Raw genomic sequence first — 26804 nt, 5'->3', positions numbered from 1 at the left:
AGCCGGATATACGCATGTAACCGCACCGACGGCAGCGCAGATCAAAAGCTTTTGCCCACTACTTGTGGGGAGAGTCCATATACGTGTTGTTAGGCATGCGGCATACCATAGTGAATTTCCCTATGGCAGTTAGCGCATAGGGCTATAGCATTAGATACTGTGTCTTCTCCTCCATGTGCTAGCTGCTTTATGTGGTGAACCTCAAGGTATGGAGTGCCATCCTTTTTTCGAATAAATGGCGCAGGTCTTTTGCAGCGCTCGCAGGAGCCTGAGGCGCGACTCAGAACTTCGGCAACCACATCAGCATTACGCAGGTATATCTCGGTGACGGCTTTTACTTTGACTGGAAGCTTCTCGGCTTTTTTAAGTCGGGATTGTCTCTTTGATGGTTCGTCGGCAAGGGATTTTGTTACTGCATCTCTAAATAAGGATTCATGTGTAGACAGTGATATCGGTGCAGAATTCTGGGCTTCGTGGCTTTTAACGACGGCGCGCATCGCGTTTAGATTTACCTTGCGAATACCTTCGTAATATAAAATATGCTTATTTACAGATGCTAGAGCCACTTCGAGCGCACTTGCACCATTGTTTTTGGCTATTTGGGTTAGAAAATAATCAATGGCTGGTGCGCTCATTGTTCTTTGAAATACTTTGCCTTGAAGCATTAGTCGATAGTCGTTTATGAAGTCGCGAGCTGAGCTGATATTTAAGCCGTGCATTTTTTCAAGAAGACTTGCGCCGACCTCCATTGAAATTACTTTCTCGTTGACTTGAACAGCAACTTTGTAGGCTTCCTCAATTTGGTGCGCTGTTATCCGCACGATGTATCTCCGATTGCCTAACGTTTGGTTAAGGGGCGGGCTTTAGCCCGTCCCAGTGAGCGAAGCGAACGGTTTAAACCACTAGTTAGGGTGTGAGTGGATAACTTTCGCCGTCATCGCCTTGAACTCTTGCTCCGAGAGCTTCAGAAATTTTTATGAGTTTATTAATGGCGTTTTTAGATGGGGCCTTGGTGTAAATTTCGCAAAGGTCGGGGTTGTACCAAACAGGGAATTGCTCAAGCTCAAGAGAAACTAAGAAATCATCTGTTGAGTTTTCATTGTCGCGTTGGACTTGCCTGTCCGTTTTTACGTAATTACTCCATTCTTCGCGACTTATGCACGGGCCGTTCTCGTCAGCCCAAAAATCTTTTTTAGTAATATGCAGATCATAACCTGCATAGACGAACTGGCTTATCATTGCCAAAAACGCAGCGAAGATTAATTTCATGTGTAGCCCTAACTATAAGTAGACGACATAAGTAGCGTAATGTCTTCCGCTACTTGTGTCGCATAACATCCTTGTCGTCCGCTAAGTCCTTGTTTGGCCTGAAGGGCGCATCAGCAAATGCGCCATAGTAGAGGAAGGCAAAGCGACAGGGGCTCACAAACTTCAGCTCCATCAGGAGCAGCGATTAGTTTGCGACCCTATTCGATTTGCCTTGAGGCTGTCTATCCGCGGAGGCGTGCGGGGAGATCAGGCGCCTTCGGTTTTCAGGCGGCCGGCTTGTTCCGATTTCTGCCTGAGCTTCTTGGCCCGTTTCTCCAGCACCAGATACACCACCACGGCCACCAGCAGCGGCAGCAGCAGGTAGATGGCGCGGTAGCCGATCAGGGCGGCGAGGACGGCACCTTTGGAGGCCTGGCCTTGCAGCATGGCGATGAAGACCGCCTCCAGCACGCCGAGGCCGGCGGGGATGTGGGTGATGACGCCGGCGATACTGCTGACCAGCATGATGCCCAGCACGGTGGGGTAGTCCACGCCGTCGGGCATGAGCAGGAACACCAGCAGGCTGGACAGCGACCAGTTGCACATGGACATGCCGGCCTGGGCCAGCGCCAGGCGCAGGGGGGGCAGGGTGACTTCGTGGTCGCGCCAGGTCCAGGAGCGGCGACGGGCGAAGCGGCAGGCCAGCAGGTATCCGGCGGCGACCAGCAGCAGGGCGACGCCGATCATCTGCAGCGCGGTGGCGCCGATCTCCCATTGCTCCGGTAGGCGTACCAAGCGCAGGGCGAATACGCCGCCGGCAAGGATCAGGTAGCCCAGCCAGTTGGTGATCAGGCTGAAGGTGAGGATGCGCGTCACCGTGGCCACGCCGAGCCCCAGGCGTGAGTAGAGGCGATAGCGCAGGGCGATGGCGCCGACCCAGGAGCTGAGGTTGAGGTTGAAGGCGTAGCAGACGAAGGTTAACGGCAGTATCTGCCGTGCCGGCAGGTGGTGTCCGGTATAGATGCGCCCGAGTAGGTCATAGCTGGCGAACAACAGGAAGCTGACGACGGTGATCGCCACACAGGCCGCCAGGGTTGGCCGGTCGAAGCGGCGCAGGGCATCGACTACCTCGCTCCACTCCAGGTTCTTCACCAGCATGAACAGCAGCACCGGCACCATGATGAAGAACAGTGCGGTGAGCAGGCGCTTGCCCCAGCGAATCCAGGGGTTTGGATGTGGCTTGCTCATGGCAGCTTACCCTGGCTGCAGAGGGCGTCATGCGGCTCGTCGGGCTCCGGGCGCAGAGATTTCAGGCGCGGCGAGTGGCCTGGGAACCTGGAGGCGATGGCCGGGAACAGCCGGGTGAAGTGGAAGCACAGGAAGATCAGCGGAGCGCGCCACCAGTAGCCACGGATTGCGCGCTCCAGGCTGATGCGCTTGCAGTGCTCGCTGATCAGGGTGTGCAGGTGTTCGTGGAGCTGCTGGTTGAAGCGGGCATCGCGGATGAACAGGTTGGCTTCCAGGTTCAGCGCCAGGCTCAGTGGGTCGAGGTTGCTGGAGCCCACGGTGGCCCATTCGCGATCTGCCAGGGCGACCTTGCCATGCAGCGGACGCTGGCAGTATTCGTGGATTTCCACGCCGTCGCGCAGCAGGTAGTTGTACAGCATGCGCGAGAAGCCGCGAGCCCAGGGCATGTCCGGCTGGCCCTGGAGGATCAGCGTTACCCGCACGCCACGGCGCGCGGCATTGCGCAGTTCGCGCAGCAGGCGATAGCCGGGGAAGAAATAGGCGTTGGCCACCACCAGGCGGTAGTTGGCCGAGCGAATGGCCAGCAGGTACTGGGCCTCGATATCCCGGCTGTGGGCATCGTTGTCGCGCACCGTCAGTAGCATGCGGGCATCGCCGGCCAGGCGGGTGACCGGGCGTACCTGGCTCGGCTCCTCGAGAGCCGGGCGCATCACCCGCAGGCTGGCGGCGTGCAGGTCGGCCACGATGGGGCCGACGACTTCCACCGCGTAATCCTGCTTGGCCATGGGGCCGAAGTCGCCGAGATGGTCGGCGGAATAGTTGATGCCACCGACGAAGGCCCGCTCGCCGTCGATCACCACCACCTTGCGGTGCAGGCGGCGGAACAGGTTGGTGCGCATGCCCAGCCGGCGCGGGCTGGGGTCGAACACATGGATATTGACCCCGGCGCTGGTCATGGCGCTGACGAACTCGGGACTGAGGTCGGCGGTGCCGTAGCCGTCCACCGTCAGCTCGACGCGCACGCCGCGCTGGGCGGCCTCGATCAGGGCCTGCTGCAGTTCGTTGCCAACCTTGTCCTCGAAGATGATGAAGGTCTCGATCAGCACTTCCCGCTGCGCCGCACGAATGCACTCGAAGACCCGCGGGTAATACTCCTCGCCGTTGATCAGCAGCTGGACCTGATTGCCTTCGCGCCAGTTGTAATTCATAGGTGGATCTCCACAGCCAGAGGGGCATGGTCGGAAAGGTGGGACCAGGGGCGGGTCGACAGGGCTACGGGCGCATGGCTGGTGGCGTTGCGCACATAGATGCGATCCAGGCGCAGCAGCGGCCAGCGCGCCGGGAAGCTCTTGGCCGGTTCGCCAAATGCGTGGGTGAAGACCTCATGCATGCCCTGTTCGGCGAGGACTGCGCTGGCGGTCTGGCGCCAGTCGTTGAAGTCGCCGGCGATTATTACCGGCGCGGCCGCCGGCAGGCTCTCGACCAGGCGGCAGAGCAGGCCCAGCTGCTGGCGGCGGTGCACCTCGCGCAGGCCCAGGTGCACGCAGATGGCATGCACCTGACGCGGGCCGGGCACATCCAGCACGCAATGCAGCAGGCCGCGCTGCTCGACCACGCCGATGGACACATCCAGGTTCACGTACTGGCTGATGGGAAACTTGCTCATCAGCGCATTGCCGTGGTCGCCGTCCGGGTAGACCGCGTTGCGCCCGTAGGCGAATTGCGGCCACATGCTGTCGGCGAGAAACTCGTACTGTGGTGTCTCCGGCCAGTTCTGGTGCCGACGGGCGTGGCGCTGGTGGGTGCCCAGCACTTCCTGCAGGAACACCAGATCGGCGCCGGTGGCGCGCACCGCTTCGCGCAGCTCCGGCAGGATGAAGCGCCGGTTGAGCGCGGTGAAGCCCTTGTGGGTGTTGATCGTCAGCACTTTCAGCTGATGCACGGCGGGCGCGCGCTCCACCGTCATGATCGGAATCGGCTCGCTCATGCCAGCTCTCCTTGGCGGCGCTGTGGCAAGCGCCCCAGGCCTTCCAGCAGATGGCGCGCGTCGTAGGGCGCGCGCACCTTCACGTCGTTGTCGAAATAGCAATACAGATCACGCTGGCGCTTGGCCGGCGTGTGCTCGGGGTCGATCAGCCTGGCGTCCACCGGCTGCTTGCCGGCGGTCCAGGCCTCGATGCGCGTTTGCCAGTGCAACAGCGCCTGGGGCGAGTAGCCGCTGGTGTACAGCTTCACGTCGCCGTGCAGGCGCAGATAGAGGAAGTCGGCGGTGATGTCCTCGGCATACGGCCACTTGCCCGCGGTGTCGGCTACCACCAGGGCGACGTGGTACTTGCGCAGCAGCTCGACAAAGGCTGGGCAGAGGAAGCTGTGGTTGCGGATCTCCACCGCATGGCGCAAGGCCCGCCCCGGTGCCGCGCCCAGATAGCCAGGCACATGCAGGCGTGCCTCGGCGTGCAGGGCGCAGTCGTGGGCCTGTTCGGTGTCCTGAGGCAGTTGGGCAAGGAAGTCACGGAACAGCTGGGCGTCGAAAGCGAAGCTGGGCGGGAACTGCCAGAGAATCGGCCCGAGCTTATCCTTCAGCTGCAGCGGACCGGAGGCGAAAAAGTTGGCCAGCGGCTGAGCTATATCGCGCAGGCGGCGCACATGGGTGATGTAACGCGGCGCCTTGACGCTGAAGACGAAATCATCCGGCGTGTCGGCATACCAGTTGGCGTAGCGCTGGGGAGTCTGCAGGCCGTAGAAGGAGCCGTTGATCTCGATGCTGTTGACCTCCCGCGAGGCGAACTCCAGCTCCCTGCGCTGGGGCAGGCCCTTGGGATAGAAGTCGCCACGCCATGGGGCGTAGCGCCAGCCCGATATACCGATGCGAATGTCACTCATGGAATTCCCTAGGAGCGCTTGGGCACCGTTGTGGTCGAGGTATCGCGGGCGGTCGAGGATTCCTGCAGAGCCTGATCTAGGCCGCTTTGCTCGATGCGCTCCTCGCTGCCCATGCCCAGCTGCATCTGTGGATGCAACTCGACCTTGATCCAGCCCTCGTCACGGCGGTCGAACGCCTTGAAGGCCTCGATGGCATCGCTCATCGGCTTGATCTGGGTGAGGATCTTGGCCGGGTCGATGCGGTGGTTGAGTACCAGGTCGATCAGCAGCGGGATGTACTTGCGGTGATGACAGTTGCCCATGTTGATGGTCAGGTTCTTGTTCATCGCCGCGCCGATCGGGAAGACGCGTGCCTGCTGCGGGTAGACGCCGATGATCGACAGGGTGCCGGCCTTGTCCAGCGCCTCCACCGCCCACTGCAGGGCCTGGCTCGGCGCATTGCCGGGGTGCCAGTTGGCGCCGTCCGGATGGGTCTTGGGCGCCACCGCGGCCATCTCCTCGCGGAACTGGCCGACCTGCTGCGAATTGGCATGGCAGGAGCACTCGGCGTCTACGCCCACCGCATCGATGGCGCGGTCCACGCCGATGCCGCTGGTCAGCCGGCGCAGGGTCTGTACCGGGTCTTCATGATCAAAGTTGATCACCTCGGCGCCTTGCTGGCGCGCCATACGCAGGCGGTCTTCGAGGCGGTCGATGGCGAACACCCGAGCGGCGCCGAACAGCTTGGCGCTGGCGATGGCGAACTGCCCGACAGGGCCGCAGCCGAACACCGCCACCGTGTCACCGGGCGTGATCTCGGCCATCTCCGCGCCGAAGTAGCCGGTGGGGAAGATGTCCGAGAGGAGGATCGCCTGGTCGTCGCTGATCTCGCTGGGCAGCTTGACCAGGCCGATATGGGCGAAGGGAATGCGCGCCTTCTCGGCCTGCAGCCCGTGGAACGGGCCGGAGGGCGAGGGGCCGCCGAAGAAGGCCGTGCCGGCCTCCTTGCCGTTGGGATTGGCCTCGTCGCACTGGGCGTAGTAGCCCGCGCGGCAGTACGAGCAGTTGCCGCAGGCGATGGTGGAAGGAATCACCACCCGGTCGCCGATCTGCAGGTTGCGCACATCCTCGCCAAGGGCCTCGACGATGCCGACGCCCTCGTGGCCGAGGATGGTGCCCTTGGCCATGTCGCCGACGGTGCCGCGCACGAAGTGCAGGTCGGTACCGCAGATGGCCGAGGCGGTCAGGCGCACGATGGCGTCGGTGGGCTCTTGCAGGACGGGTTCGGGCACGTCGTCGAGACGGATGTCGCCCACATCATGGAACACTACGGCTTTCATGCGGTTCTCCGACTCGCTCTGCCCGCCGGCCTCAATGGGCCTGGGCTACACCACGCAGCAGGGTGCTGCTGGACCTGTCGCTACGTGCGCTGGCGATATTGCCGAGGGACACCACGCCGATCAGGCGCTTCTCGCGGGTGAGCACCGGCAGGCGGCGCTTCTGGATATCGGCCATGTTCTGCGCCACGTGCTGCACCTCTTCGTCCTCGAAGCAGTAACAGACGTTGTCGCTCATCACCTGGCGTACCGGGGTGTCGCCGTTCAGGCCTTCGGCCACCGCGCGCACGGCGATGTCGCGATCGGTGAGCATGCCCACCAGGCGGTCGTCTTCCGCGACCAGCAGGGCACCGCTGTCTATGCGCGCCATCAGCGCGGCGGCCTCGCGGATGCTGTCGTCGGGCTGCACTGTCTGCACATTGCGGGTCATGATTTCGCTGATCTTCATGTCGTCCTCCTGTGTCGAAAGTGACAGCGCCGCTTTTGCGGCGCCTACAGTTTCCGACTGGAGGGGACGGGCGCGGTTCAGGCTTTTTTCGCCGCGGATCAGTCGCTTTCCTTCTGCAGCTTGAACAGCAACAGCGAGCGCGGCGTCACCTGGAACTGGCTGCCGAAGGCGAACTGCTCGGTACTGCGCTGCTGGGGCTGGTTGCTGTCGAGCAGGCCGACCCAGGCCGAGCCCTCGGCCACCTCCGGCAGGAGGAAGTCCACGGCCTCGTGGTAGGCGTTGAGGATCAGCAGCAGGGTGGCATCGTCGCCCCTGCGGCGGATGCCGGTGGGCTGGGCGCGACCGTCCAGGAGCATGCCCATGCAACGCGCCTCGCCGTCGTGCCAGTTTTCCTCGGTCATCTCCTCGCCGTTGGGCGCCAGCCAGGTCACGTCCTTGACCCCCAGCTCCTCGTTGTAATGGCCGACGAAGAAGCGCCCGCGACGCAGGATCGGATAGGCGCGGCGCAGCGCGATCAGGCGCCGGGTGAAGGCGATCAGCCCCTGGCCTTCCTCGTCGATGTTCCAGTCCACCCAGCTCAGCTCGTTGTCCTGGCAGTAGGCGTTGTTGTTGCCCTGCTGGGTGCGGCCGAACTCGTCGCCGGCCAGCAGCATCGGCGTGCCCTGGGCGAACAGCAGGGTGGCCAGCAGGTTGCGCATCTGCCGCAGGCGCAGCTCGCGGATCTGCTCGTCGTCGCTCGGCCCTTCACAGCCGTGGTTCCAGGAGATGTTGTTGTCGGTGCCGTCGCGATTGTCTTCGTCGTTGGCCTCGTTGTGCTTGTGGTCGTAGGACACCACGTCGCGCAGGGTGAAGCCGTCATGAGCGGTGATGAAGTTGACCGAGGCAAAAGGGCGGCGGCCGCGTTGGTTGAACAGGTCGCCCGAGGCGGTGAGGCGGCTGGCCAGCTCGGCCAACTGGCCGCCGTCGCCTTTCCAGAAGGCGCGGGCGTTGTCGCGGAACTTGTCGTTCCATTCCGCCCAGCCGGGCGGGAATCCGCCGACCTGGTAACCACCGGGGCCGCAGTCCCAGGGCTCGGCGATCAGCTTGACCTTGCTCAGTACCGGGTCCTGGCGGCAGGCGACCAGGAAGCTGTGGCGCTCGTCGAAGCCGTCGGCGTAGCGGCCGAGGATGGTCGCCAGGTCGAAGCGGAAGCCGTCCACGCGCATCTCGGTGGCCCAGTAGCGCAGCGAGTCGGTGACCATCTGCAACACGCAGGGGTGCGACAGGTCGAGGGTGTTGCCGGTGCCGGAGTCGTTGATGTAGTAGCGCCGGTCGTCCGGCATCAGGCGGTAGTAGCTGGCGTTGTCGATGCCGCGCATGCACAGGGTCGGACCGCGCTCGTTGCCCTCGGCGGTGTGGTTGTAGACCACGTCGAGAATCAGCTCCAGGCCGGCGTCATGCAGGTGCGCGACCATCTCCTTGAACTCGCTGACCTTGCCGCTGGCCAGGTACGCCGGGTGCGGGGCGAAGAAGCCGATGCTGTTGTATCCCCAGTAGTTGTTCATGCCCTTTTCCAGCAGATGCTGGTCGTTGACGAAGGCATGTACCGGCAGCAGCTCGATGCTGGAAACCCCGAGCGAGCGGATGTGCTTGAGCAGCTCCGGGTTCATCAGCCCGGCGCAGGTGCCGCGCAGGTTCTCCGGCACGGCCGGGTGCAGCATGCTGATGCCGCGCAGGTGGGTCTCGTAGAGGATGGTGCTGTCCCACGGCACGCGGATCGGCGCCTGCTCGCCCCAGGTGAAGGCCGGGTCCATGACCTTGCTCTTGGGCACGAAGGCGGCGCTGTCGCGCTCGTCGAAGCTGAGGTCGGCATCCGGATGGCCGATGGTGTAGCCGAACAGCGCCTCGGACCACCGCAGCTTGCCCACCAGTTGCTTGGCGTAGGGGTCGATCAGCAGCTTGTTGGGATTGAAGCGGTGCCCGGCGTCCGGCTCGTACGGGCCGTACACCCGGTAGCCGTAGACTTGGCCGGGATGGGCGTCCGGCAGGTAGCCGTGCCAGATCTCGTCGGTGTACTCGGGCAACTCGATGCGCTCGATCTCGGTCTTGCCCTGGTCGTCGAACAGGCATAGTTCCACCTTGGTGGCGTGGGCGGAAAACAGGGCGAAGTTGACGCCCAGTCCGTCCCAGGTGGCACCGAGGGGGAAGGGGTGGCCTTCGGCGATGCGCGAGCGCTGCTTACCCATGCTCACCTCTCAGGCCTTGGGCGTCTTGGTGGTGCTGCGCGGGGCGCGCGGCTTCTTCAGCAGGGCCGGCTGGTCGGCCTGGGCCTGCGCCTCGGCCAGCGTCACCGCCTTGGGCTTGCTGATGCGTCGTGGCTTGAGCGTCGGCAGTTGCTCGGTCGCGGCCTCGGCCTCGGCCAGCTTGTAGGCCATGGCCCAGTGGCGCTCCTCCTGGCCGGCCGGCTTACCTTCCGACTCCCAGATCTGGTAGGCGAATTCGCGGACGCGTTGTTCATCGATGCTCATGACAATTCTCCTGACGCGGTTTGAGGCAAATGAGATTGACCGGGAATTCCGCCAACACCTCGGCCAGGTGCAGATGGCCGTGATTGATTGGTTGATGCGGCGGGAAAATGCCGGTGGTGGCGAGATCGGCGAACTCCGGCGGCAGCACGATGCGGGTGTCGCCCCAGTGCTCGGCGGGGATGTGCGGCACCTCGTTGCTGCCCAGCAGGCCGGCGGCCAGGCGCGGCACCACGGCCACCAGATGGGCATCGCCGAAGCTGCGGGCGAAGGCCAGGACGCGGCCGGCCTGTTCGCCCTCGACCTCCAGCGGACGGTAGTCGCCACGGGCGAACAGTTGCGGGCGGGCATGCCGGATGGCCAGCAGGTTGGCGATCAGCCATTGCTTGACCCGGCCGTCCCGCCAATGGGCCAGCAGCTCGGACGGCTCGGCCAGACCGTCCAGCGAGGCGACGCGGGCGGCGAAGTCCACCGGCCGCCGGTTGTCCGGATCGACCAGGCTAAAGTCCCAGTACTCGCAGCCCTGGTACAGGTCCGGCACGCCCGGCGCGCTGTATTTGAGTAGGCACTGGGCCAGGCTGTTGAGGGCGCCGGCCGGTGCGATGGCGGCCACCGCGGCCACCAGTTCCAGGCGCAGCTCGCGGCCTTCCGGGCGGGTCAGCAGGCGTTCGAGGAACTCCTGGCTGTCCGCCTCGTGCTCGCCGTTGGGGGCGCTCCAGCTGCTGTTCAGCTTGGCCTCGCGCAGGGCCTTCTGTTGCCAGGTACGCATGCGTTGCAGGTAGGCCTGCAGGCCCTCGGCATCGTCCGCGCCCAGTTCCAGTGGCCAGCTGCCGAGCAGGGCTTGATAAAGGATCAGCTCTTCATCGGCGCTCGGCGAATTCTCCGGTAGGTCGCCACGCCACACTGCAGCCAGGGTGCGCCAGCGCTGGACCTTCTCGGCATACCAGGGCGCACGTTCGCTGAGCACGGCGAGGCGGGCGCGGCTGTCCTCGCCACGCTTGTGGTCGTGGGTGGCGGTGGCCAGCTGGTTGTACGGCAGCTTGCTGGCCCGCTCGCGGTTGCACTGGTGGAAGTATTCCAGGGGCTGGCTGAAGTGCTCGGCGTCGAAGCCCACGTCGTAGCGCGACAGCAATACGCCGGCGCGGTAGCAGGCGGTGTCCTCTACCGCCTTGGCTGCCACCGGCGAGGTCAGTTGCTGGAAGCGGCTCAGCACCCGCGCGCGCAGCTTGCGCGGGCGGCCTGGTGGCAGCTCGTGCAGCGGCTGGCCGCCGAGCCAGCGGTCGAGGTGGTCGAGCAGCGGCCAGTCGGCTTCGGCCAGGGTCAGGCGGGCGCCGTCCAGAGCCTGCTGGAACACATGCTGGTCCTGCTCGGAGCGGCCGCAGGCGTTGGCGTAGGTACGGTACACCGGGAAATGCACGATCAGCTCCAACAGCGCGCGGCGAATCGAGGCCAGGGTCAGGTCGCGGGTGGCGATGTCGTTGCGGGCCACCTGCAGCAGGCCCTGGGCGACTTCTTCCAGATCGCCGGTGAGCGAGCTGCCGAGCACCAGGCGCCGCGCCTCCAGCGCCTCGTCGGCGAATTCCTGCGGGCGGCCGCCCAGTTCGCTCCACAGCTCGCGCAGGGGCTGCTCGCCGCGCGGGTCGTGCTGCAGCAGGGCGAGCTGGTTCATGAACTCGTAGCCGGTGGTGCCATCGACACTCCAGCTATCCGGCAAGTGTTCGCCGTAGCCGAGGATCTTCTCCACATAGATCGGGAAGTGCTGGCCGAAGGTCGCCTGCGGGCGCTGGGCCAGCAGCAGGTCGACCCGGCGGCGCAGGCGCCGGCAGTAGGTGCGCGGGTTGGCCAGGCCGTCGACATGGTCGATGCGCAGGCCGTCGACCAGGCCCTGTTCGATCATCTGGAAGATCTTGCCGTGGGTCAGCTCGAACACTTCCGGGCGCTCCACCCGCAGGCCCCCGAGCTCGTTGATGTCGAAGAAGCGCCGCCAGTTGATGTCGTCGGCCGCCGTGCGCCAGCTGGCCACCCGGTAATGCTGGCGTTCCAGCAACTGATGCAGGCGTTGCACGCCGGCTTCGTCGTCGCAGCGGTAACCGGCCAGCGCACGGCGAATGGCCTCGCCAGCCAGCTCCGGGCGGCCCAGTTGCGCCAGTTCGGTGCACAGCGGCTGGCTGCTGTGCCAGGCATCGCTGTCGCCGCGCAGGGCGTCGAAGCGCTTGGCCAGCTCGGCCAGCGCCGGGTCATCGGCACTGCGCAGTATCTCGCCATAGCTGGGCGGGGTGATCGGCAGGCGATGTTCGAAGTGCTGGGCGTAGAAGCGCCCCTGTTCCGGGTCGAAGTGCAGGGCGATGCTGCCGCCGGACAGGGCTTCGCCATAGTCCGTGCGCAGGAAGGGCACCAGCAACTGGCCGGCCAGCAGCGGGTCATGGGAGTGCCACTGGATGTCGAAGAACTTGGCGAAGGGGCTGTCCTTGCCCCACTCCAGCAAGTCCAGCCACCAGGGGTTGGCATCGCCGCCGACGGCCATATGGTTGGGCACTATGTCGAGGATCAGGCCGATGCCGCGCCCGTGCAGGGCCTCGACCAGGCGCACCAGGCCGGGCTCGCCGCCCAGCTCGGGGTTGACCCGGGTCGGGTCGACCACGTCGTAGCCGTGCATCGATCCCGGGCGCGCGGTGAGCAGCGGCGAGGCGTACACATGGCTGATGCCCAGGCGCGCGAAGTAGGGCACCAGCTCTACTGCATCGTGCAGGGTGAAGCCCTGGTGGAATTGCAGGCGCAGGGTGGCGCGCAGATCAATCATCGATGGCCTCCTGGCGAGCCTTGGCCAGCCGGGTCAGGCGGCGCTCGATGTCCGGCTGTTCGAGCAGTTGGCGCGCCGGCAGGGCCTGGCGGCGGCGCCAGTTGGGGTGGGCGTTGCCGGAGCCTGGCAGGTTGGGCTGCTGGTCGGCGCTGGTGGCGTCCTCCAGCGGCAGCAGCACCAGGGACGCCGGTGTGCCGCCGATGTAATCGATGCTGGCCTGCAGGCAGGCTTCGGCATCCTCGCGCGGGCCGTGCAGGCGCCCGTGCTCGGCCAGCGCGTCGACCAGCGCGGCGCTTTCCCGGGCGCGCTCGGCGCGGTCGTCGCTCTCCTGTTCCGGGCGGCTGTGGCCGGCGCGCAGGCGCCAGTCGATGTCATGCCCGGCCAGCCAGCCCTTGATGGTCGGCAGGTCGTGGGTACTGGTGGTGGCCAGGGCGTCGCGCGGCCAGTGGCGCGGGGCGATGAAGCGATCATCGTGCTGCTCGAACAGCAGCACGCGCATGCCGAGGATATTGCGCCGCGCCAGTTCCTCGCGCAGGCCCTCGGGCACCGTGCCCAGGTCCTCGCCGATGACCAGCGCGCGATGGCGGTGGGACTCCAGCGCCAACAGGCGCAGCAGGTCGGTCATCGGGTAGCGCAGGTAGGCGCCGTCCTGCGGCTCGCCGCCATGGGGGATGACCCACAGGCGCTGCAGGCCCATCACATGGTCGATGCGGATGCCGCCGGCATGCGCCAGGTTGGCCTGGAGCATCTCGATGAAGGCGCGGAAACCGTGGCGACGCAGGCCCTCGGGAGAAAAGGCGGATACCCCCCAGTTCTGCCCGGCGCGGTTGAGGATGTCCGGTGGCGCGCCGACCGTCACCTCCTGCAGCAGCTCGTCCTGGCGGCTCCAGGCCTGGCTGCCGGCGCAGTCGGCGCCCACCGCCAGATCGGCGATCAGGCCGATGCCCATGCCGGCGCCGGTGGCCACCGTCTGCGCGCTCTCCAGGCCGCGGGCCACCAGCCACTGGGCGAAGGCGTGGAAGCCGACGTCGTCGGCGTGCTGGCTGGCGAAGCGCTGCACCGCGGCATGGCGCGGATCGCGGAAATGCTCCGGCCAATTGCGCCAGTCGCCCGATTCGCCACGCGCCAGCATGTGGCCGTGCAGCGCCTCGAAGCGGCAGTGCTGCAGCAGGGCGTCGCCACCGGCGTCGCAGAAGGCGGTGAAATTGCCGAGCAGCGAGCCGTCGCTCTCGCGGAAGTCGCGGTACAGCTCGCGCAGCAGGCACTGCCGGGCTTTGGCCACGGCGGGCCAGTCGATCAGCTCCAGCTGCTCCAGGCGCGACCATTCCTCCTGCAGGTCGCAGGCGGCGATGGCCCATTCCACCGCTTCGCCGCCCAGCAGATTGGCCGGGTCGGCGTGCAGGACGTTGAAGAACAGCCGGCTGGACGGCGAATAGGGGCTGTAATGCTCGGGATCGGCGGCGAACATGGCGTGCACCGGGCTGATCGCCAGCGCATCGGCGCCATGGTTGGCTGCGTGCCGGGCCAGGTCCTCCAGGGCGCGGGTATCACCCAAGCCACCGTCGCCGGGACGGCGTAGCGAGTACAGCTGGGCGGTGAGGCCCCAGGCGTGGCGCTTGCCACACAGCTCCTCGACGCTGCGGCAGGCCGGTGGTGCCACCGCCAGGGTCAGGCGCGCATCGCCGATCTCCAGGCGGTGATAGCCCGGCAGCTCCTGGGCGGGCAGGCAGCCATGCTGGTCGAGCCGGCCGGACTGGACCTCGCCGTCCTCGCGGGTCAGTTTGTAGGCTTGTTCCGGCGCGAAGCCGCGCAGACAGGTGGCCTGGTCCTGTTCCAGGGTCAGCAGCGGATCGGTGGCCGGATTGGCGTGGCGCTGGCGCAATTCGGCCAGGCTGCCCTGGATCTGCTGCGGGCTCTGGGCGGGAAAACCGAGAGACTCCAGCAGGCGCCGCTGCGCCTCGGGGCTGACCCGCTGCGGGCGGCCGTTGGCATCCTGCCAGTCCACGCTCAGGCCGGCGGCGTCGGCCAGTTCGGCGAGCAGGGCATCACTCATGGCGCCACCTCCAGCACGGCCTGGGCGCTGCGTGCTGGTAGCAGTCCCTGGCGATATTCCTCCTCGTTGACCCGGTGGGCGCACAGCAGCTTGCCGGCTGGCGAGCGGGCACCGGTTTCCACGGCGAGGCCTCCCAGGTTGATGTCGATGCGCAGCAGCTGGCTGTTGCCGAGGCGCCAGCCGGCCGATAGCGCGCCAGGCGCCAGCACCGTGACGCCCAGCGAATGGGTGCCGGGCAGGGCCGGCACGATGCGGCTGTGGCGCAGGTGCAGCAGGCGCCGGTAGTAGTCCAGCCACTCACGCTGGCGCGGTTGGCTGCTGGGCGCCAGGTCCGGTTGCGAGCGGGTGAAGGTGGCCAGGTCGTTGGGGTCGGGGATGCGCTGCAGCAGCGCCGGATCGGCGAAACGGGAGAACTCGGCGAACTCGTTGCGCCGGCCATCGCGCACCGCATTGGCCAGCTCGCCCTGATGGTCGGTGAAGAACAGGAACGGCTGGATCGAGCCCCACTCCTCACCCATGAACAACAGCGGCACCATGGGCGAGAGCAACAGCAGCAGGGTGGCGGCCTTCAGCGCGTCCTCGTCGGCCATGGCGGCCAGGCGCTCGCCGAAGGCACGGTTGCCGACCTGGTCATGGTTCTGCAGGAACAGCACGAAGGACATCGGCGGCAGCTGGCCGCTGGGCTCGCCCCTCGGCTTGCCATGGCGGTTGGCCTGGCCCTGGTAGACGAAGCCCTCGGCCAGGCAGGTGGCCAGCTTGGCGGTGGCATCCTCGGCGAAGTCGGCGTAGTAACCCTCGGTCTCGCCGGTCAGCAATACGTGCAGGGCGTTGTGACCATCGTCGTTCCACTGGGCGGTGTAGCTGCGCTCCAGCAGGCTGGCCGAGTTGTTCTCGTTCTCCAGGATCAGGTGCACGTGACGGCCACGCGGCACCGCGGCATACACCCGGTCGGCCAGGTCGGCGAGGAAGTCGTCGTCGCCAATGGCATGCACGGCGTCCAGGCGCAGGCCGTCGACGCGGTAGTCGAGCAGCCACATCAGGGCGTTTTCGCAGAAGAAGTCGCGTACCTGTGGGCGGCGGAAGTCGATGGCCGCGCCCCAGGGCGTGTGGCGGTCCTCGCGGAAGAAGGCGCTGGCGTACTGCCCCAGATAATTGCCATCCGGGCCGAAGTGGTTGTAGACCACGTCGACGAACACCATCAGGCCCATGCCGTGGGCGCTGTCGATCAGGTGCTTGAGCTGGTCCGGCGTGCCGTAGCTGCCATCCGGGGCGAACGGCAGCACGCCGTCATAGCCCCAGTTGCGCCGCCCGGGAAATTCGCCCAGGGGCATCAGCTCGATGGCCGTCACGCCCAGCTCGGCCAGGTGCGGCAGCAGCGCCTCGACACCGGCATAGCCGCCCAGCAGGCCGGCGTGCAACTCGTAGATCACCGTCTCGTGCCAGGGGCGCCCGCGCCAGTTGGCATGCCGCCACCCATAGCTGCGGTGGTCGACCACCCGACTGAAACCGTGCACGTCGCCGAACTGCCGGCGCGAGGCCGGGTCCGGCACCCGCCGGCTGCCGTCGACGATGAAGCGGTAGCTGGCGTCCGCCGAGCATTCCAGCGTGCTCTCGAACCAGCCGTGCGCCGCCTCCTGCATCGGCTGCAGCGAGCCGTCCTGCAGTTCCAGCGCTACCTCGCGGCAGTCCGGTGCCCACAGGGCGAAGCGGGTGCGCCGCTCGTCCAGCCGCGTGGCTCCATGGCTATACATCAAAGCGCGTCCGCGGCAAGGCGAGTGGCGCCCAGCAGTTCCTGATAAAGCTCATCGTAGGGCAGCACCGACTCCCGCCAGAACAGCGGCGCGGCCATGGCCCGGCAACGCATGGCGCTGAGCAGTTCGGGGTGACGATAGACGTTGAACGCGCGCTGCACCGCCTCCTGGTAACTCTCCAGCGAGGCTTCGCGGAACAGGAAGCCGGTGACGCCATCCTCGATGGTGTCGGCCAGGCCGCCGGTGCGCCGGGCAATCGGCAGCGAGCCGAAGCGCTGGGCGTACATCTGGCTCAGGCCGCAGGGCTCGAAACGCGAAGGCATGAGCAGGAAGTCGCTGCCGGCAAAGATGCGCCGAGCGTCCGTCTCGTTGAAGCCGATATGCACACCAATGCGTCCCGGGTGGCGGCGGCCCAGCTCGGCCATGGCCGCCTCCAACTCGGGCTCGCCGCGTCCGATCACGGCCAGGCGGCCGCCCTGGGCGACTATCTGTTCGGCCACGCCGCGGGTCAGGTCGATGCCTTTCTGCTGCACCAGGCGCGAGACCACGGCGAACAGTGGGCCGTCCGCATCCAGGCCGAGCATCTGCTCGACATGGGCGGCGTTGGCCCGCTTGCCTTGCCACTGGCGCACGCCGAAGCCCTGCACCAGATGGGGGTCGGTACGCGGCTCCCAGCTTTCGTCGATGCCATTGATGATGCCGCTGAGCTGGCCCTCGGCCACCTTGGCCCGCAGCATGCCCTCCAGGCCGCAGCCGAAGGCCGGGGTGGTGATCTCCTCGGCGTAGGTGCGGCTCACCGTGGTCACGTGGCTGGCATAGACGATGCCGGCCTTGAGGAACGACAGCTTGCCGTAGAACTCCATACCGTCGCTGCCACAGGCCTCGGCGGGAATGCCCAGCTCGGCGTTGCATTGCAGATCGCACAGCCCCTGGTAGGCCAGGTTGTGAATGGTCAGCACGGTGGGGCTGGCCACCCGGCGCCAAGCCATGTAGGCCGGCGCGAGGGCGGCCGGCCAGTCGTTGGCATGGACCAATTCCGGGCACCAGCGGATGCAGGCGGTGCCGCTGGCGATCTCGGCGGCGGCCAGGCCCAGGCGGGCGAAGCGGATGTGGTTGTCCGCCCAGTCGCGACCGTGGGCGTCGCCATAGGGCGTGCCGTCGCGCTCGTACAGTTCGGGGTTGATCAGCACATAGATGATCAGGCCGTCGGCCAGGTCCATGCGCCCGATCTTGCACGGTGGCAAGGCGGCGTGGCCGGCGATCTCGCCCACCACGCGAATGTTCTGGCCGCTCTCCATGACCTGGCGGTAGCCGGGAATCAGCACGCGGATATCGTGGTGGCTCGACAGCGCGCGGGGCAGGGCGGCGGACACGTCGCCCAGGCCACCGACCTTGACCAGGTCGGCGAACTCGGAGGTGACGAAGAGAACGCGCTTCTTCTGTTCATGCAGGCTCTCGACGTGCAGTTGCGGTGGCGCTGGATGCTGTGTCATGGCCTGTGCATCGATTCTTGCGGTCACAGCGACGTTTCCCATGTCTTCACTCCGATATTCAGTGGATCGCCTGCCGCTTCGCCTGGAACGCCACACAAGGCGCTCCAGCCAAGTCGGCTCTGCTTGGCCCGACTGGCGTCGTCTGCTGATAAACCGACAACCCCATACTCTTTCCCTGACCGGAGCGCTTGACGGAAAGTTTCGACTTTTTTGCACGCCATCTTCGGCCGGAAAACTTGAACTTTGAGCGCCGCGCGGCCTTCCCATGGGCATGAACCAACCGCATCGGCAGAGAGGGCACACAGATGCAGAGCGTCGAGCAGGTAGTGCACTTCCTCGAGAAGTACCGTCTGACCCTGAGCACCGCCGAGTCCTGTACCGGCGGCCTGATGGCCTCGCTGATGGCCGAGATTCCCGGCAGCGGGGCGGTGCTCGACAGCGGCTTCGTGGTCTATTCCCCGGAGGCCAAGCAGATGTGTCTGGGGGTCAACCGCATGACCATCGATCACTTCGGCCTGACCAGCGAAGAGGTGACCCGGGAAATGGCCCTCGGCGCGCTGAAGATGAGCCGCGCCGACATCGCCCTGGCCAATACCGGACTGGCCGAGGCGGATGGCCCGATGGACGGCGTGCAGTGCTTCGCCTGCGCCATGCGCATCAACGACCACGAGGGTGTGGTCAGCGAGACGCTGAAGTTCGAGGGCGAGCGCAACGACGTACGTTACGCGGCGGCGCGCTATGCGCTGCTGCAGCTGCCGTACTACTACGAGCGGCTGCGGGTGATGTGAGGCCGGGTCGAATACTGTTGTGATTACGTAGGAGCGAGCTCTGCTCGCGAAAACCTTTCGCGGCTCGGTTCGCGAGCAGAGCTCGCTCCTACTCGGTCTGGCCTAAACCGGCGGTTGGCGCTCCGCCTCCACCACCTGGCCGCTTGGCGCCTTTTCCACCAGATCGACACCCCAGGCGCTGCCCACCGAGGCGCGTAGCTGCGGCAGGCAACCGGGGAAGTTGGCGCAGATGAAGTTCACCAGGTTCTCACGCAGGTAGCAGCGCAGATCCCAGTTGTGCGACGAATTGGCCGAACTGACCAGTACACGCAACTGGATCGCGCGTTCGCCGGCATCCACTAGCTGCAGCACCCGCACCCGACCATCCCACAGATGGGTGGCCTCGTCGCACAGGCGCGTCAGCTCCTCGCGCAAGGGCTCCAGCGGTGTGGAGTAATCGACCCACAGCAGCACCGCGCCGGTGATGGAGGAGTTGCTGCGGGTCCAGTTCTGGAAGGGGTGCTCGATGAACCACTGCAGCGGCACTACCAGGCGGCGGTCGTCCCAGATGCGCACCACCACATAGCTGCCGGTGATCTCTTCGATGCGCCCCCATTCGTTCTCGACTATCACCACGTCGTCCAGGCGGATTGGCTGGGTCAGGGCGATCTGCAGCCCGGCGATCAGGTTGCCCAGCACCGGCTTGGCCGCGAAACCCACCGCCAGGCCGGCGAGCCCGGCCGAGGCCAGCAGGCTGGCGCCGAACTGGCGCGCGGCGGGGAAGGTCATGAGCATGGTCGAGGCGCCGAAGATCACCACGAACACGCTGAGCGTGCGCGCCAGCACCCGGGTCTGGGTCTGGATGCGCCGCGCCTGCAGGTTGTCCGCCACGTCCACCGGGTGACGGGCGACTATGACCCGCTGGATCGCATCCGCCGCACGCAGGCCGAGCCAGGTGAAGGCGGCGATCATCGCCAGCAGCACCAGGCGCCGGGCACCGTCGATCAGCAGCAGGTGGTCCGGCGCCGAACTCAGCACCACCTGCACCCCGCACAGCGGCAGCAGCAGCCGCACCGGCGCACGGGCCCGCTGCAGCAGCTCGCGGGCGGTCAGCAGGTTCTGGGTCAGGCGGGTGAGCAGGCGCAGCAGCCAGCCGGCCACCACCTCCAGCAGCAGTGCCACCAGCAACGCGACGCCCAGGGTACGCAGCTCGGGCCAGGGCAGCAGGTCGAGCCAGGCGCTATCCATGAGCCACCGCCGCGATGAACTTGAGATCGCTGGGGCTGGGCACATTCAGCTCCTGGAGGGTGTCGCCGAGCAGGCCGCTGGCCGGGTCGCGCCGGATGACCAGCAGGTTGTCGCTGCGCTGGTTGGCCACCAGCAGGAAGCGCCCGTCCGGGGCCAGTGCGAATTCACGAGGCTCCACGCCACCGCTGTCACGCCGCTGCAGCTCCTCCAGGGTCCCATCGGACGGGTCCACCGCATAGACCACCAGCTGGTTCTCCGCGCCGCGCCGGCTGACATAGAGGAAGCGGCCGTCCGCCGATAGATGCAGGGCGCCCAGGCGCCGGTCCGCTGGCGGCTGCAGGGTCGGGTCGAGGTCATACAGGGTGCGCAGGCTCAGGCGGTCATTCTGATAGTCGAGCAGGGCGACCTGGTTGCTCAGCTCCAGGGTGAGATAGGCGTGCCGCCCACTGGCATCGAACAGCAGATGGCGCGGCCCGCTGCCTTCGGGCAGCTGCAGATAACGCGGGTTGACCGGCGCCAGCGGAGCGCCGTCCTCGGCCCGGTAGTGATAGTGGTAGAGGCGATCCGCGCCCAGGTCGCAGGCGAAGACCTGTCGGCCGCCGGGCGCCACCACCACGCAGTGGATATGCGACGAGGCCTGCCGCTGCGCGCCGGGCCGTTCGAAGGGTTCGGCGAGCAGCTGGGTCACCCGCCCCAGGCCGTCGGCACTGACTGGCAGCACCGCCAGCGAGCCGCCGGGCAGGGCGTCTGCGCAATAGTGGGCGACCAGCAGGTGGCGCGCCTCCGCGCCGAGGCTGCCATGCACCGCCTCGACGCCTTCGCTGGGCATGCTGGCGCCGGCGATGAACTGCCCCGTGGCGTCGCGGCGCCAGGCGCTGACCCGGCCACCTCCCTGTACATCTTCCAGGGCGAACAGCCGCTCGCCGCCCGCGAACACCACCAGCCACGAGGCCTTGCTCGCGTCGATGCGCTGCAGCGGGCGCTGCTCCAGGCGGCCGCTGGCGACATCGAAGCCCAGGCGCAGAATCTCATCGCACTCGGCGCAACCCACCAACAGTTCGTGATCGAGGCCCGCCATGCGCTACTTGATTCCCTGGGCACGCAGGCTGCGCGCCTCCAAGGCCTGTCCCAGGGCCTGATTGGCAGGCAACAGCAAGAGTCCGACGACGAACCAGATCAACAGCCGCGGCAGCAGCTGCCAGCCGTCCACGCTGACTTCCAGCAGCGCCCACAGGCTGGCGAGCACCGTGATCAGGGCATACAGCGCCAGGGCCTCGCCGCGCCGCAACAGAAACAGTGCCCCCAGCGACAGCAACAGCAGGTCGCCGAGAAACTCCTGCAGCGACGCACTCAGGCGGATGTCGCCGGCAGCCATGACCAGGCCGCCCAGCAGCAGGGCGGCGCCGAGCAGGCGGATCGGCAGGATCAGGTTGAATGAGTCGAACATGGCGCTTGCTCCTTTTCTCCTTTAGTCCACGCGAAAGTTGGCGAACTGCCAGGGATCGTCGCGATCCAGCGCCTCGTCGAACAGCCGCTCCCGGTCCCGCAGGGGCGTCCAGTCGCTATACAGTCCGACCAGCTCGCCCAGGTAGGGACGGCACAGCGCGAGGATCTCCTCGTGCGGCAGCTGGTCGGGTTCGAGAATGCCGCGGTCCGGGTTTGCCATGGCCCAGATCACCCCGGCCATCACCGACGCCGTGACCTGCAGGCTGGTGGCGCTGTTGTGCGGGCATAGCGCGCGGGCCTGCTCGATGCTCAGCTGCGAGCCGAACCAGTAGGCAGTGCGCGCATGGCCGAGCAGCAACACGCCGAGCTCGTCGCGCCCGCCGGCTATTTCCGCGTCCAGCAGGCGTTGGCGCGACTGCGGTTGCCAGTTGCGCGCGGCCAGTTCATGCAGCGAGAGTAGGGCATCGTCGCAGGGCTGGTAGGCGTAGTGCACGGTGGGACGGTACTCGGGCTGCTCGCCGCGGCCGACGGTGAGGTAGTCGGCGATGGAGATCGCCTCGCTGTGGGTCACCAGAAAGCCCTGGGTGGGGCCGGATGGCGTCCAGGTGTGCACGCGGGTGGCGGCACCCGGGCGCTGCAGGTAGATCGCCGCCTGGCAGCCGAAGGCGTGGCGTCGGCCGTCCAGCGGCAGGTTCTTCTCGTGGCTGCCCCAGCCCAGTTCGGCAGGTTGGCAGGCTTCGCCAATGAAGCCGTCCACCGACCAGGTGTTGACGAATTCGTCGTCGACCTTGTGCTGCGCGGCGTATTGCGAGTCGCGCTCGGCGATATGGATGCAGCGCACGCCCAGGCGCTGGGCCATGCTCGCCCAGCCCAGGCGGTCGAGCGGGGCTGCCTGGGGCTGACCGAGGTCGGTGGCCAGCTGCAGCAATGCCTGCTTGACCAGGTGCGAGACCAGCCCCGGGTTGGCGCCGTGGGTGATCAGCGCCGTGCTGCCACCAGCCTCGCCACGTCGGCGCGCCAGCAGGCGTTCGCGCAGGGCGTAGTTGCTGCGCTCGGAGGCCGACTGTCGGCTGTCGGTATAGGCGCCGGCCCAGGGCTCGGTGCAGGTGTCCAGGTACAGCGCGTTGCGCTCCTGGCACAGGGCGATCAGCGCCGCGCTCTCCACATTCACCGAGAGATTGAGCAGGAAGTCGCCGGGGCCGAGCAGCGGTTCCAGCTCCGCCCGGTAGTTGTCCTCGGTTAGGCGCACGCTGCGCAGCTCGACCCCGTACTGTTCGGCGATCGGCCGGTCGGTATCGTCGGGCGTGATGATCAGCAGCTGCGCCGGCTGCAGGTCGATATGCCGCAGCAACAGCGGCAGCACGCCACGGCCGATGCAGCCGAAGCCGATCAGCAGCAGGCGTCCGTCGAACGGGTAGGGGGCGTTCATATCCGCGCTCCTGGCGACAGCAGCTCCATGACCTCCAGGTCGGAGACCTGGCTGAAGTCGAGATAGTGATCGCCGACGGCGCGAAACGGCTCGGGGGTGACCAGGCAGATCAGCTCATCCACCAGCGGCCGCAGTTTTTCCACCGCCTCGCCCGGCCCCACCGGCACGGCGAGGACCACGCGGCGCGGATGCAGCTTGCGCAGCCCCTGCAGCGCCACCCGTGCGGTGCTGCCGGTGGCCAGGCCGTCGTCCACCAGGATCACCTCACGGTTCTCCAGCGGCAGTGGCAGGCGTGGGCCGCAGTACAGCGAGCGGCGCCGCTCGATCTCGCGCAGCTGCTCGGTCACCTGCTGGGCGAACCAGCCGGGCGCCGGGTCGAACAGGCGCAGCATGTCTTCGTCCACCACCCACTGCGGCTCCACGCTATCCACGACGGCGCCCAGGGCGAACTCCGGCTGGCCGGGCGCACCGATCTTGCGCACCAGCAGGATGTCCAGGGGAGCGCCCAGTTCACGGGCGATGGGATGGCCGACCGGTACGCCGCCACGGGGCAGGGCCAGTACCACCGGCTCGTGCAGGTGCAATTTGCGCAACGCGCCGGCCAGGGCCAGGCCGGCCTGGTGGCGGTCGCTGAATTCCGCGGAGCGCCCCATCTCAGACTCCAAAGGGCACGATGTCGGCATCGTGGCCCTGGGCAAAGGCGCCGCTGCTGTCCAGCGGGGTGATCGGCGAGGTGCGGGCGAACCATAGGTAGGCGTCGAACTGCTCGCCCAGCACGCTCTCGTAATAGTGGCTCTGACGTTCGTTCTGCGGCCGGTAGATCACCCCGATGGCGCGTTGCAGCAGCGGCTTGTCCAGGGCATGGCGCAGGGCGTTCTTGCCGGCGCCGCGCCAGTCGGTCAGCGAGGCGGGCAGGCCGGCGCGCAGGAACAGGCTTTCCCAACTGTCCGCGCGCGCGGGCAGCACGGACTTGATCTTCAACTCGCCACCCCAGTCGTCGGCGGCGGCCACCTCGCCGTGATCGGTGCCCATGCCGATCAGCACCGCGTCCTCGCCCCAGCCGATGCGGCACAGCTGACCGAGGTTGAACTCGCCCTGCCAGCCCATGGCCGTGGCGGCGGCATCGCCGATGTGCGAGTTGTGCGCCCAGACCACCGCCTTGGCCTGGCGGCCGCGGTGCTTGAGCACCTGCTTGAGGGTGTCGAACATGTGGTTGTCGCGCAGGTTCCACGACGACACCGAGGCGCGGTACATCAGCCGGTAGTACTGCTCGGCCGAGCGCACCACACGGGCATTCTGCGCCGCGTCGAACAGCCCTTCATCGCGCTCCAGGCTCTCCAGGCGCGCCCACAGCAGTTCGCCGAGCTGTTCCACCACCGCCGCCTCGCAGGAGTCGCCGGCGCCCCATTCGACGTGGCGACCGTAGGCGGCCGGATCGTCCTGCCAGGGCGTCAGGCAGGCGTAGCGCTGGCGCGCCTCGGCGGCACGCGCCGGGTCGCGGCGGTCCAGGTAGCGCAACACCGCCTCCATGGAGGCGCGCAGGCTGTAGATGTCCAGGCCACGAAACTCCACGCGCTCGACCGGTTCGCGGCCGACGTTATGCCCGCGCAGCCAGCGCACGAACGCCAGCGTCTCGCGGTTGCGCCACATCCAGCTGGGGAAGCGGGCGAAGGCGGTCTCTTCATCGGAGCTGACTTCGACACGCCGCACATGGCGGTCGATACGCGCGGCATCCGGCCAGTCGCCCTCGATGGCGACGATGTTGAAGCCGTGCTGCTCGATCAGGCGCCGGGTGATGGCGGCCCGGGCGCGATAGAACTCCGAGGTGCCATGGCTGGCCTCGCCGATCAGCACCACTCGGGCATCACCATAGCGCGAAAAGGCGGTGGCGAACTCGGGGGCGTCGATATCCGGCAGCGGCTCGGCACTACGCCGCAGCAGGTCGATCAGTTCCTCGCTGGAACGCTCGGCGTGGCGGAGGACAGAGGAGGGCATGGCGCATACCTCGTTATGGGTCTCGCAGCATTCGAGGGGGCGATGACGCCGGGCGTTCGATCGATTTCGCCTGAACCGCGGGGGTGTGGCCGTGGCCACAACAGAACACCACTTGCGGGAGCAACTTCATGTTTGGCGAATTCGTGCTGCTGTTCATTGCCCTGGCGGCGATCATCCTGTTGCTCGATGTCTGGGCCATCCTCAGCGTCTATCGCAGCGACAAGGGCGTGGAAAGCAAGGCGTTGTGGTCCCTCGGTATCGCCCTGTTCCCGGTGCTGGGCCTGGCGGTCTGGGGTGTGCTGGGGCCGCGCGGTCTGGCCCATCCACCGAGCTCGCCAGAACACAGCAAAGGCTGAGCCCGGGGGCGGTCCCGGGCTCGTTGCCGAGCGTTACTCGGGCAGCTGGGCGTTGATCTGCTCGGCCATCTTCAGGTGATGTTCGAGCTTGGGCAGGGTCTGCTTGGCGAAGGCGGCGATCTCGGCATCCTCGGCATTGCTGGCCTTCTGGAACAGTTCGATGGCCTCCTTGTGGGCCATGACCTGGTTGTTCATGTAGGCCTTGTCGAACGAGGCCTCACCGCGCAGCTTTAGGATCAGCGCCTTGGCCTGGTTGATCAGTTCGGCGTCGGTGGACACCTCCAGTTCCTTCTTGGCGGCCAGTGCGCTGAGCTCCTTGTTGGCCGCGGTATGGTCCTCGACCATGCTCTGGGCGAACTCCTTGACGTCGTCAGTGGTGCCTTTTTCCAGGGCCAGCTTGCCGGTCTCGATTTCGGCGATGCCCTTGGCCGAGGCTTCCTCGACGAAGTTGCGTGGGCTCACCTGTTCCTCGGCGGCGGGCGTCTCGTTGGCTTGTACGGCGGTACCCGCGCTCAGGGCGACGGCGGCGAAGAGGCCAAGACTGAGTTGTTTTAGATCGAGCATGGATGTCTCTCCTGTTTGAGTTGCCTGGTGTAGAAGCGGCGAACGTCGGCGAAGTTCAGCAAAAAGGATGAGTGGGCACTCAGGGACGCAGCACCACCTTGCGGCAGTCGTCTTCCTTCTTGTCGAACAGCCGGTAACCCTCGGCGGCCTGCTCCAGGGTCATGCGGTGGCTGATGATCACCTCGGGCTTCAGCTCGCCGCGCTCCACGTGCTCCAGCAGCATCGGCAGCAGGGCCTGTACATGGGTCTGGCCCATCTTGAAGGTCAGGCCCTTGTCGAACGCGTCGCCGAACAGGAAGCCGTGGATGAACCCGGCGTATACCCCCGGCACGCTGACCGTGCCGCCACGGCGCACGGCGGCGATGCACTGGCGCAGCACCTTGCCGCTGCTGGCCTCCAGCTTGAGGGTGGTGAGGATGGTTTCGGTCGGGCTGCCCTTGGCCTCGAAGCCCACGGCATCGATGGCCGCGTCCACCCCACGGTGGCCCGCCGTCTGCTCGATGATGGCGGTGGCCGGGTCGTCGATCTCGTCGAAGTTGATCGGAATGATTCCGTAGGCCTGGCGGGCGAACTCCAGGCGATACGGATGCTCGTCGGTCATGAAGATCTGCTCGGCGCCGGCCAGGCGCGCGCAGGCAGCGGCCATCAGCCCGACCGGGCCGGCGCCGTAGATGGCCACGCTGTGGCCCGGACAGATGCCGGCGTTGAGTACGGCCTGGTAGCCGGTGGGCAGGATGTCGGTAAGAAAGAGCACCTGTTCGTCGACCAGGGTGTCGGGAATCTTCATCGGCCCGACATTGGCCTTGGGCACGCGCACGTACTCGGCCTGGCCACCGGGCAGCCCGCCATACAGGTGGCTGTAGCCGAACAGCGCGGCGCCGGAAGGTATCTGTTTCTTGTTGAGGATGGCGCCGCGCCCTGGGTTGGTGGTTTCGCAGGCCGCGTGCAGGTTCATGGCGCAGAAGAAGCAGGTGCCGCAGGCGATGACGAAGGGCACCACCACCCGATCGCCCTTGCTCACCCGGGTCACCGCGCTGCCGGTCTCGACCACTTCGCCCATGAACTCGTGGCCGAAGATGTCGCCATCCTTCACCTGGGGAATCTTGCCGCGATACAGGTGCAGGTCCGAGCCGCAGATGGCGGTGGCCGTTACCCGCAGGATGATGTCGTCGTCGGCCTGGATGACCGGGTCGGCAACCGTCTCGACACGAACGTCGTGGCTGCCGTGGTAGGTGAGTGCGCGCATGGGATTCTC

Annotated in this window: 24 protein-coding genes; 2 read left to right on the top strand and 22 right to left on the bottom strand. The window is 66.5% G+C overall.

The genetic code is table 11. The features are described 5' to 3' along the window. Positions 1–89 precede the first annotated feature (89 nt). From N7607_RS21090 to glgA, 14 genes are all read right to left on the bottom strand, one after another. Positions 90–821, bottom strand: a complete 732-nt coding sequence (locus tag N7607_RS21090; protein WP_279868506.1) for an HNH endonuclease signature motif containing protein — start codon at positions 819–821, stop codon at positions 90–92. A gap of 85 nt (positions 822–906) precedes the next feature. Next, positions 907–1269, bottom strand: a complete 363-nt coding sequence (locus N7607_RS21085) for a hypothetical protein (RefSeq protein WP_279868507.1) — start codon at positions 1267–1269, stop codon at positions 907–909. 246 nt (positions 1270–1515) lie between these two features. Continuing rightward, positions 1516–2496, bottom strand: a complete 981-nt coding sequence (locus N7607_RS21080; protein WP_279868508.1) for a lysylphosphatidylglycerol synthase domain-containing protein — start codon at positions 2494–2496, stop codon at positions 1516–1518. Beyond that, on the bottom strand, positions 2493–3704 hold the full coding sequence (gene clsB, locus N7607_RS21075) for a cardiolipin synthase ClsB (protein WP_279868509.1): 1212 nt from the start codon (positions 3702–3704) through the stop codon (positions 2493–2495). Before clsB ends, N7607_RS21080 begins: the two co-directional genes overlap by 4 nt. After that, on the bottom strand, positions 3701–4483 hold the full coding sequence (locus N7607_RS21070; RefSeq protein WP_279868511.1) for an endonuclease/exonuclease/phosphatase family protein: 783 nt from the start codon (positions 4481–4483) through the stop codon (positions 3701–3703). The genes clsB and N7607_RS21070 overlap by 4 nt, the downstream gene beginning before the upstream one ends. Beyond that, a complete protein-coding gene (locus N7607_RS21065) occupies positions 4480–5379 on the bottom strand; it encodes a DUF72 domain-containing protein (protein ID WP_279868512.1) in 900 nt (299 codons plus the stop codon). Before N7607_RS21065 ends, N7607_RS21070 begins: the two co-directional genes overlap by 4 nt. A gap of 8 nt (positions 5380–5387) precedes the next feature. Next, the gene (locus N7607_RS21060) at positions 5388–6698 is read right to left on the bottom strand and encodes a glutathione-dependent formaldehyde dehydrogenase (protein ID WP_279868513.1); all 1311 of its coding nucleotides are present in this window, start codon (positions 6696–6698) and stop codon (positions 5388–5390) included. 31 nt (positions 6699–6729) lie between these two features. Further along, entirely contained in the window at positions 6730–7143 is a 414-nt protein-coding gene (locus N7607_RS21055) for a CBS domain-containing protein (RefSeq protein WP_279868516.1), read from the bottom strand. A 98-nt stretch (positions 7144–7241) separates the two neighbouring features. Further along, positions 7242–9368 (bottom strand): glycogen debranching protein GlgX, encoded by a 2127-nt coding sequence (glgX, locus tag N7607_RS21050; protein ID WP_279868518.1) that lies wholly within the window; start codon positions 9366–9368, stop codon positions 7242–7244. Positions 9369–9377: 9 nt separating this feature from the next. Next, positions 9378–9650 carry a DUF2934 domain-containing protein gene (locus N7607_RS21045; RefSeq protein ID WP_279868520.1) on the bottom strand — a complete coding sequence of 91 codons (273 nt, stop codon included), beginning with the start codon at positions 9648–9650 and terminating at the stop codon, positions 9378–9380. Beyond that, complete coding sequence (locus N7607_RS21040) at positions 9637–12447, bottom strand: malto-oligosyltrehalose synthase (protein WP_279868522.1); 2811 nt, start codon at positions 12445–12447, stop codon at positions 9637–9639. The genes N7607_RS21045 and N7607_RS21040 overlap by 14 nt, the downstream gene beginning before the upstream one ends. Continuing rightward, positions 12440–14500, bottom strand: coding sequence for a 4-alpha-glucanotransferase (gene malQ / locus N7607_RS21035; RefSeq protein WP_279868524.1), 2061 nt, complete (start codon positions 14498–14500; stop codon positions 12440–12442). The genes N7607_RS21040 and malQ overlap by 8 nt, the downstream gene beginning before the upstream one ends. Further along, positions 14497–16251: a malto-oligosyltrehalose trehalohydrolase gene (gene treZ, locus N7607_RS21030; RefSeq protein ID WP_279868525.1), complete on the bottom strand. Its 1755-nt coding sequence runs from the start codon at positions 16249–16251 to the stop codon at positions 14497–14499. Before treZ ends, malQ begins: the two co-directional genes overlap by 4 nt. Continuing rightward, the gene (glgA, locus tag N7607_RS21025) at positions 16251–17744 is read right to left on the bottom strand and encodes a glycogen synthase GlgA (RefSeq protein WP_279868527.1); all 1494 of its coding nucleotides are present in this window, start codon (positions 17742–17744) and stop codon (positions 16251–16253) included. Before glgA ends, treZ begins: the two co-directional genes overlap by 1 nt. Before the next feature lie 305 nt (positions 17745–18049). On the opposite strand from glgA, the gene N7607_RS21020 reads away from it, so the two are divergent. Beyond that, complete coding sequence (locus N7607_RS21020) at positions 18050–18532, top strand: CinA family protein (RefSeq protein ID WP_279868528.1); 483 nt, start codon at positions 18050–18052, stop codon at positions 18530–18532. Positions 18533–18634: 102 nt separating this feature from the next. On the opposite strand, the gene N7607_RS21015 is transcribed toward N7607_RS21020, so the two are convergent. The 6 genes from N7607_RS21015 to N7607_RS20990 are packed head-to-tail and all read right to left on the bottom strand — an operon-like array spanning position 18635 to position 24629. Then, positions 18635–19759: a mechanosensitive ion channel domain-containing protein gene (locus N7607_RS21015; RefSeq protein WP_279868531.1), complete on the bottom strand. Its 1125-nt coding sequence runs from the start codon at positions 19757–19759 to the stop codon at positions 18635–18637. After that, positions 19752–20837: a lactonase family protein gene (locus tag N7607_RS21010; protein WP_279868533.1), complete on the bottom strand. Its 1086-nt coding sequence runs from the start codon at positions 20835–20837 to the stop codon at positions 19752–19754. The genes N7607_RS21015 and N7607_RS21010 overlap by 8 nt, the downstream gene beginning before the upstream one ends. 3 nt (positions 20838–20840) lie before the next feature. Beyond that, on the bottom strand, positions 20841–21206 hold the full coding sequence (locus N7607_RS21005) for a hypothetical protein (RefSeq protein WP_279868537.1): 366 nt from the start codon (positions 21204–21206) through the stop codon (positions 20841–20843). Between the two features lie 21 nt (positions 21207–21227). Continuing rightward, entirely contained in the window at positions 21228–22634 is a 1407-nt protein-coding gene (locus N7607_RS21000) for a saccharopine dehydrogenase C-terminal domain-containing protein (RefSeq protein ID WP_279868539.1), read from the bottom strand. Beyond that, positions 22631–23287, bottom strand: a complete 657-nt coding sequence (locus N7607_RS20995) for a phosphoribosyltransferase (RefSeq protein WP_279868541.1) — start codon at positions 23285–23287, stop codon at positions 22631–22633. Before N7607_RS20995 ends, N7607_RS21000 begins: the two co-directional genes overlap by 4 nt. Before the next feature lies 1 nt (position 23288). Beyond that, complete coding sequence (locus N7607_RS20990; RefSeq protein WP_279868543.1) at positions 23289–24629, bottom strand: erythromycin esterase family protein; 1341 nt, start codon at positions 24627–24629, stop codon at positions 23289–23291. A 128-nt stretch (positions 24630–24757) separates the two neighbouring features. Here N7607_RS20990 and N7607_RS20985 point away from each other — a divergent pair, with 128 nt between their 5' ends. After that, positions 24758–24985: a PLD nuclease N-terminal domain-containing protein gene (locus N7607_RS20985; protein WP_279868545.1), complete on the top strand. Its 228-nt coding sequence runs from the start codon at positions 24758–24760 to the stop codon at positions 24983–24985. A gap of 33 nt (positions 24986–25018) precedes the next feature. Here the strand turns inward: N7607_RS20985 and N7607_RS20980 are convergent, their stop codons facing one another. Both N7607_RS20980 and N7607_RS20975 read right to left on the bottom strand, forming a co-directional pair. Next, on the bottom strand, positions 25019–25549 hold the full coding sequence (locus tag N7607_RS20980; protein WP_279868548.1) for a DUF4142 domain-containing protein: 531 nt from the start codon (positions 25547–25549) through the stop codon (positions 25019–25021). Between the two features lie 79 nt (positions 25550–25628). After that, positions 25629–26795, bottom strand: a complete 1167-nt coding sequence (locus N7607_RS20975; protein WP_279868549.1) for a glutathione-dependent formaldehyde dehydrogenase — start codon at positions 26793–26795, stop codon at positions 25629–25631. Positions 26796–26804: the final 9 nt, after the last annotated feature.

The sequence above is a fragment of the Pseudomonas sp. GD04019 genome (assembly GCF_029837695.1).
Lineage (GTDB): Bacteria > Pseudomonadota > Gammaproteobacteria > Pseudomonadales > Pseudomonadaceae > Aquipseudomonas.
The sequence above is the reverse complement of the archived record's forward strand: the minus strand, read 5'-3'. Positions and strand labels throughout refer to the sequence as shown.

What these genes read in the sequence shown, in the direction of transcription:
- N7607_RS21085 (WP_279868507.1), bottom strand. Translation starts at nt 1,269, where the DNA reads ATGAAATTAATCTTCGCTGCGTTTTTGGCAATGATAAGCCAGTTCGTC.
- N7607_RS21080 (WP_279868508.1), bottom strand. Translation starts at nt 2,496, where the DNA reads ATGAGCAAGCCACATCCAAACCCCTGGATTCGCTGGGGCAAGCGCCTG.
- clsB (WP_279868509.1), bottom strand. Translation starts at nt 3,704, where the DNA reads ATGAATTACAACTGGCGCGAAGGCAATCAGGTCCAGCTGCTGATCAAC.
- N7607_RS21070 (WP_279868511.1), bottom strand. Translation starts at nt 4,483, where the DNA reads ATGAGCGAGCCGATTCCGATCATGACGGTGGAGCGCGCGCCCGCCGTG.
- N7607_RS21065 (WP_279868512.1), bottom strand. Translation starts at nt 5,379, where the DNA reads ATGAGTGACATTCGCATCGGTATATCGGGCTGGCGCTACGCCCCATGG.
- N7607_RS21060 (WP_279868513.1), bottom strand. Translation starts at nt 6,698, where the DNA reads ATGAAAGCCGTAGTGTTCCATGATGTGGGCGACATCCGTCTCGACGAC.
- N7607_RS21055 (WP_279868516.1), bottom strand. Translation starts at nt 7,143, where the DNA reads ATGAAGATCAGCGAAATCATGACCCGCAATGTGCAGACAGTGCAGCCC.
- glgX (WP_279868518.1), bottom strand. Translation starts at nt 9,368, where the DNA reads ATGGGTAAGCAGCGCTCGCGCATCGCCGAAGGCCACCCCTTCCCCCTC.
- N7607_RS21045 (WP_279868520.1), bottom strand. Translation starts at nt 9,650, where the DNA reads ATGAGCATCGATGAACAACGCGTCCGCGAATTCGCCTACCAGATCTGG.
- N7607_RS21040 (WP_279868522.1), bottom strand. Translation starts at nt 12,447, where the DNA reads ATGATTGATCTGCGCGCCACCCTGCGCCTGCAATTCCACCAGGGCTTC.
- malQ (WP_279868524.1), bottom strand. Translation starts at nt 14,500, where the DNA reads ATGAGTGATGCCCTGCTCGCCGAACTGGCCGACGCCGCCGGCCTGAGC.
- treZ (WP_279868525.1), bottom strand. Translation starts at nt 16,251, where the DNA reads ATGTATAGCCATGGAGCCACGCGGCTGGACGAGCGGCGCACCCGCTTC.
- glgA (WP_279868527.1), bottom strand. Translation starts at nt 17,744, where the DNA reads ATGACACAGCATCCAGCGCCACCGCAACTGCACGTCGAGAGCCTGCAT.
- N7607_RS21020 (WP_279868528.1), top strand. Translation starts at nt 18,050, where the DNA reads ATGCAGAGCGTCGAGCAGGTAGTGCACTTCCTCGAGAAGTACCGTCTG.
- N7607_RS21015 (WP_279868531.1), bottom strand. Translation starts at nt 19,759, where the DNA reads ATGGATAGCGCCTGGCTCGACCTGCTGCCCTGGCCCGAGCTGCGTACC.
- N7607_RS21010 (WP_279868533.1), bottom strand. Translation starts at nt 20,837, where the DNA reads ATGGCGGGCCTCGATCACGAACTGTTGGTGGGTTGCGCCGAGTGCGAT.
- N7607_RS21005 (WP_279868537.1), bottom strand. Translation starts at nt 21,206, where the DNA reads ATGTTCGACTCATTCAACCTGATCCTGCCGATCCGCCTGCTCGGCGCC.
- N7607_RS21000 (WP_279868539.1), bottom strand. Translation starts at nt 22,634, where the DNA reads ATGAACGCCCCCTACCCGTTCGACGGACGCCTGCTGCTGATCGGCTTC.
- N7607_RS20995 (WP_279868541.1), bottom strand. Translation starts at nt 23,287, where the DNA reads ATGGGGCGCTCCGCGGAATTCAGCGACCGCCACCAGGCCGGCCTGGCC.
- N7607_RS20990 (WP_279868543.1), bottom strand. Translation starts at nt 24,629, where the DNA reads ATGCCCTCCTCTGTCCTCCGCCACGCCGAGCGTTCCAGCGAGGAACTG.
- N7607_RS20985 (WP_279868545.1), top strand. Translation starts at nt 24,758, where the DNA reads ATGTTTGGCGAATTCGTGCTGCTGTTCATTGCCCTGGCGGCGATCATC.
- N7607_RS20980 (WP_279868548.1), bottom strand. Translation starts at nt 25,549, where the DNA reads ATGCTCGATCTAAAACAACTCAGTCTTGGCCTCTTCGCCGCCGTCGCC.
- N7607_RS20975 (WP_279868549.1), bottom strand. Translation starts at nt 26,795, where the DNA reads ATGCGCGCACTCACCTACCACGGCAGCCACGACGTTCGTGTCGAGACG.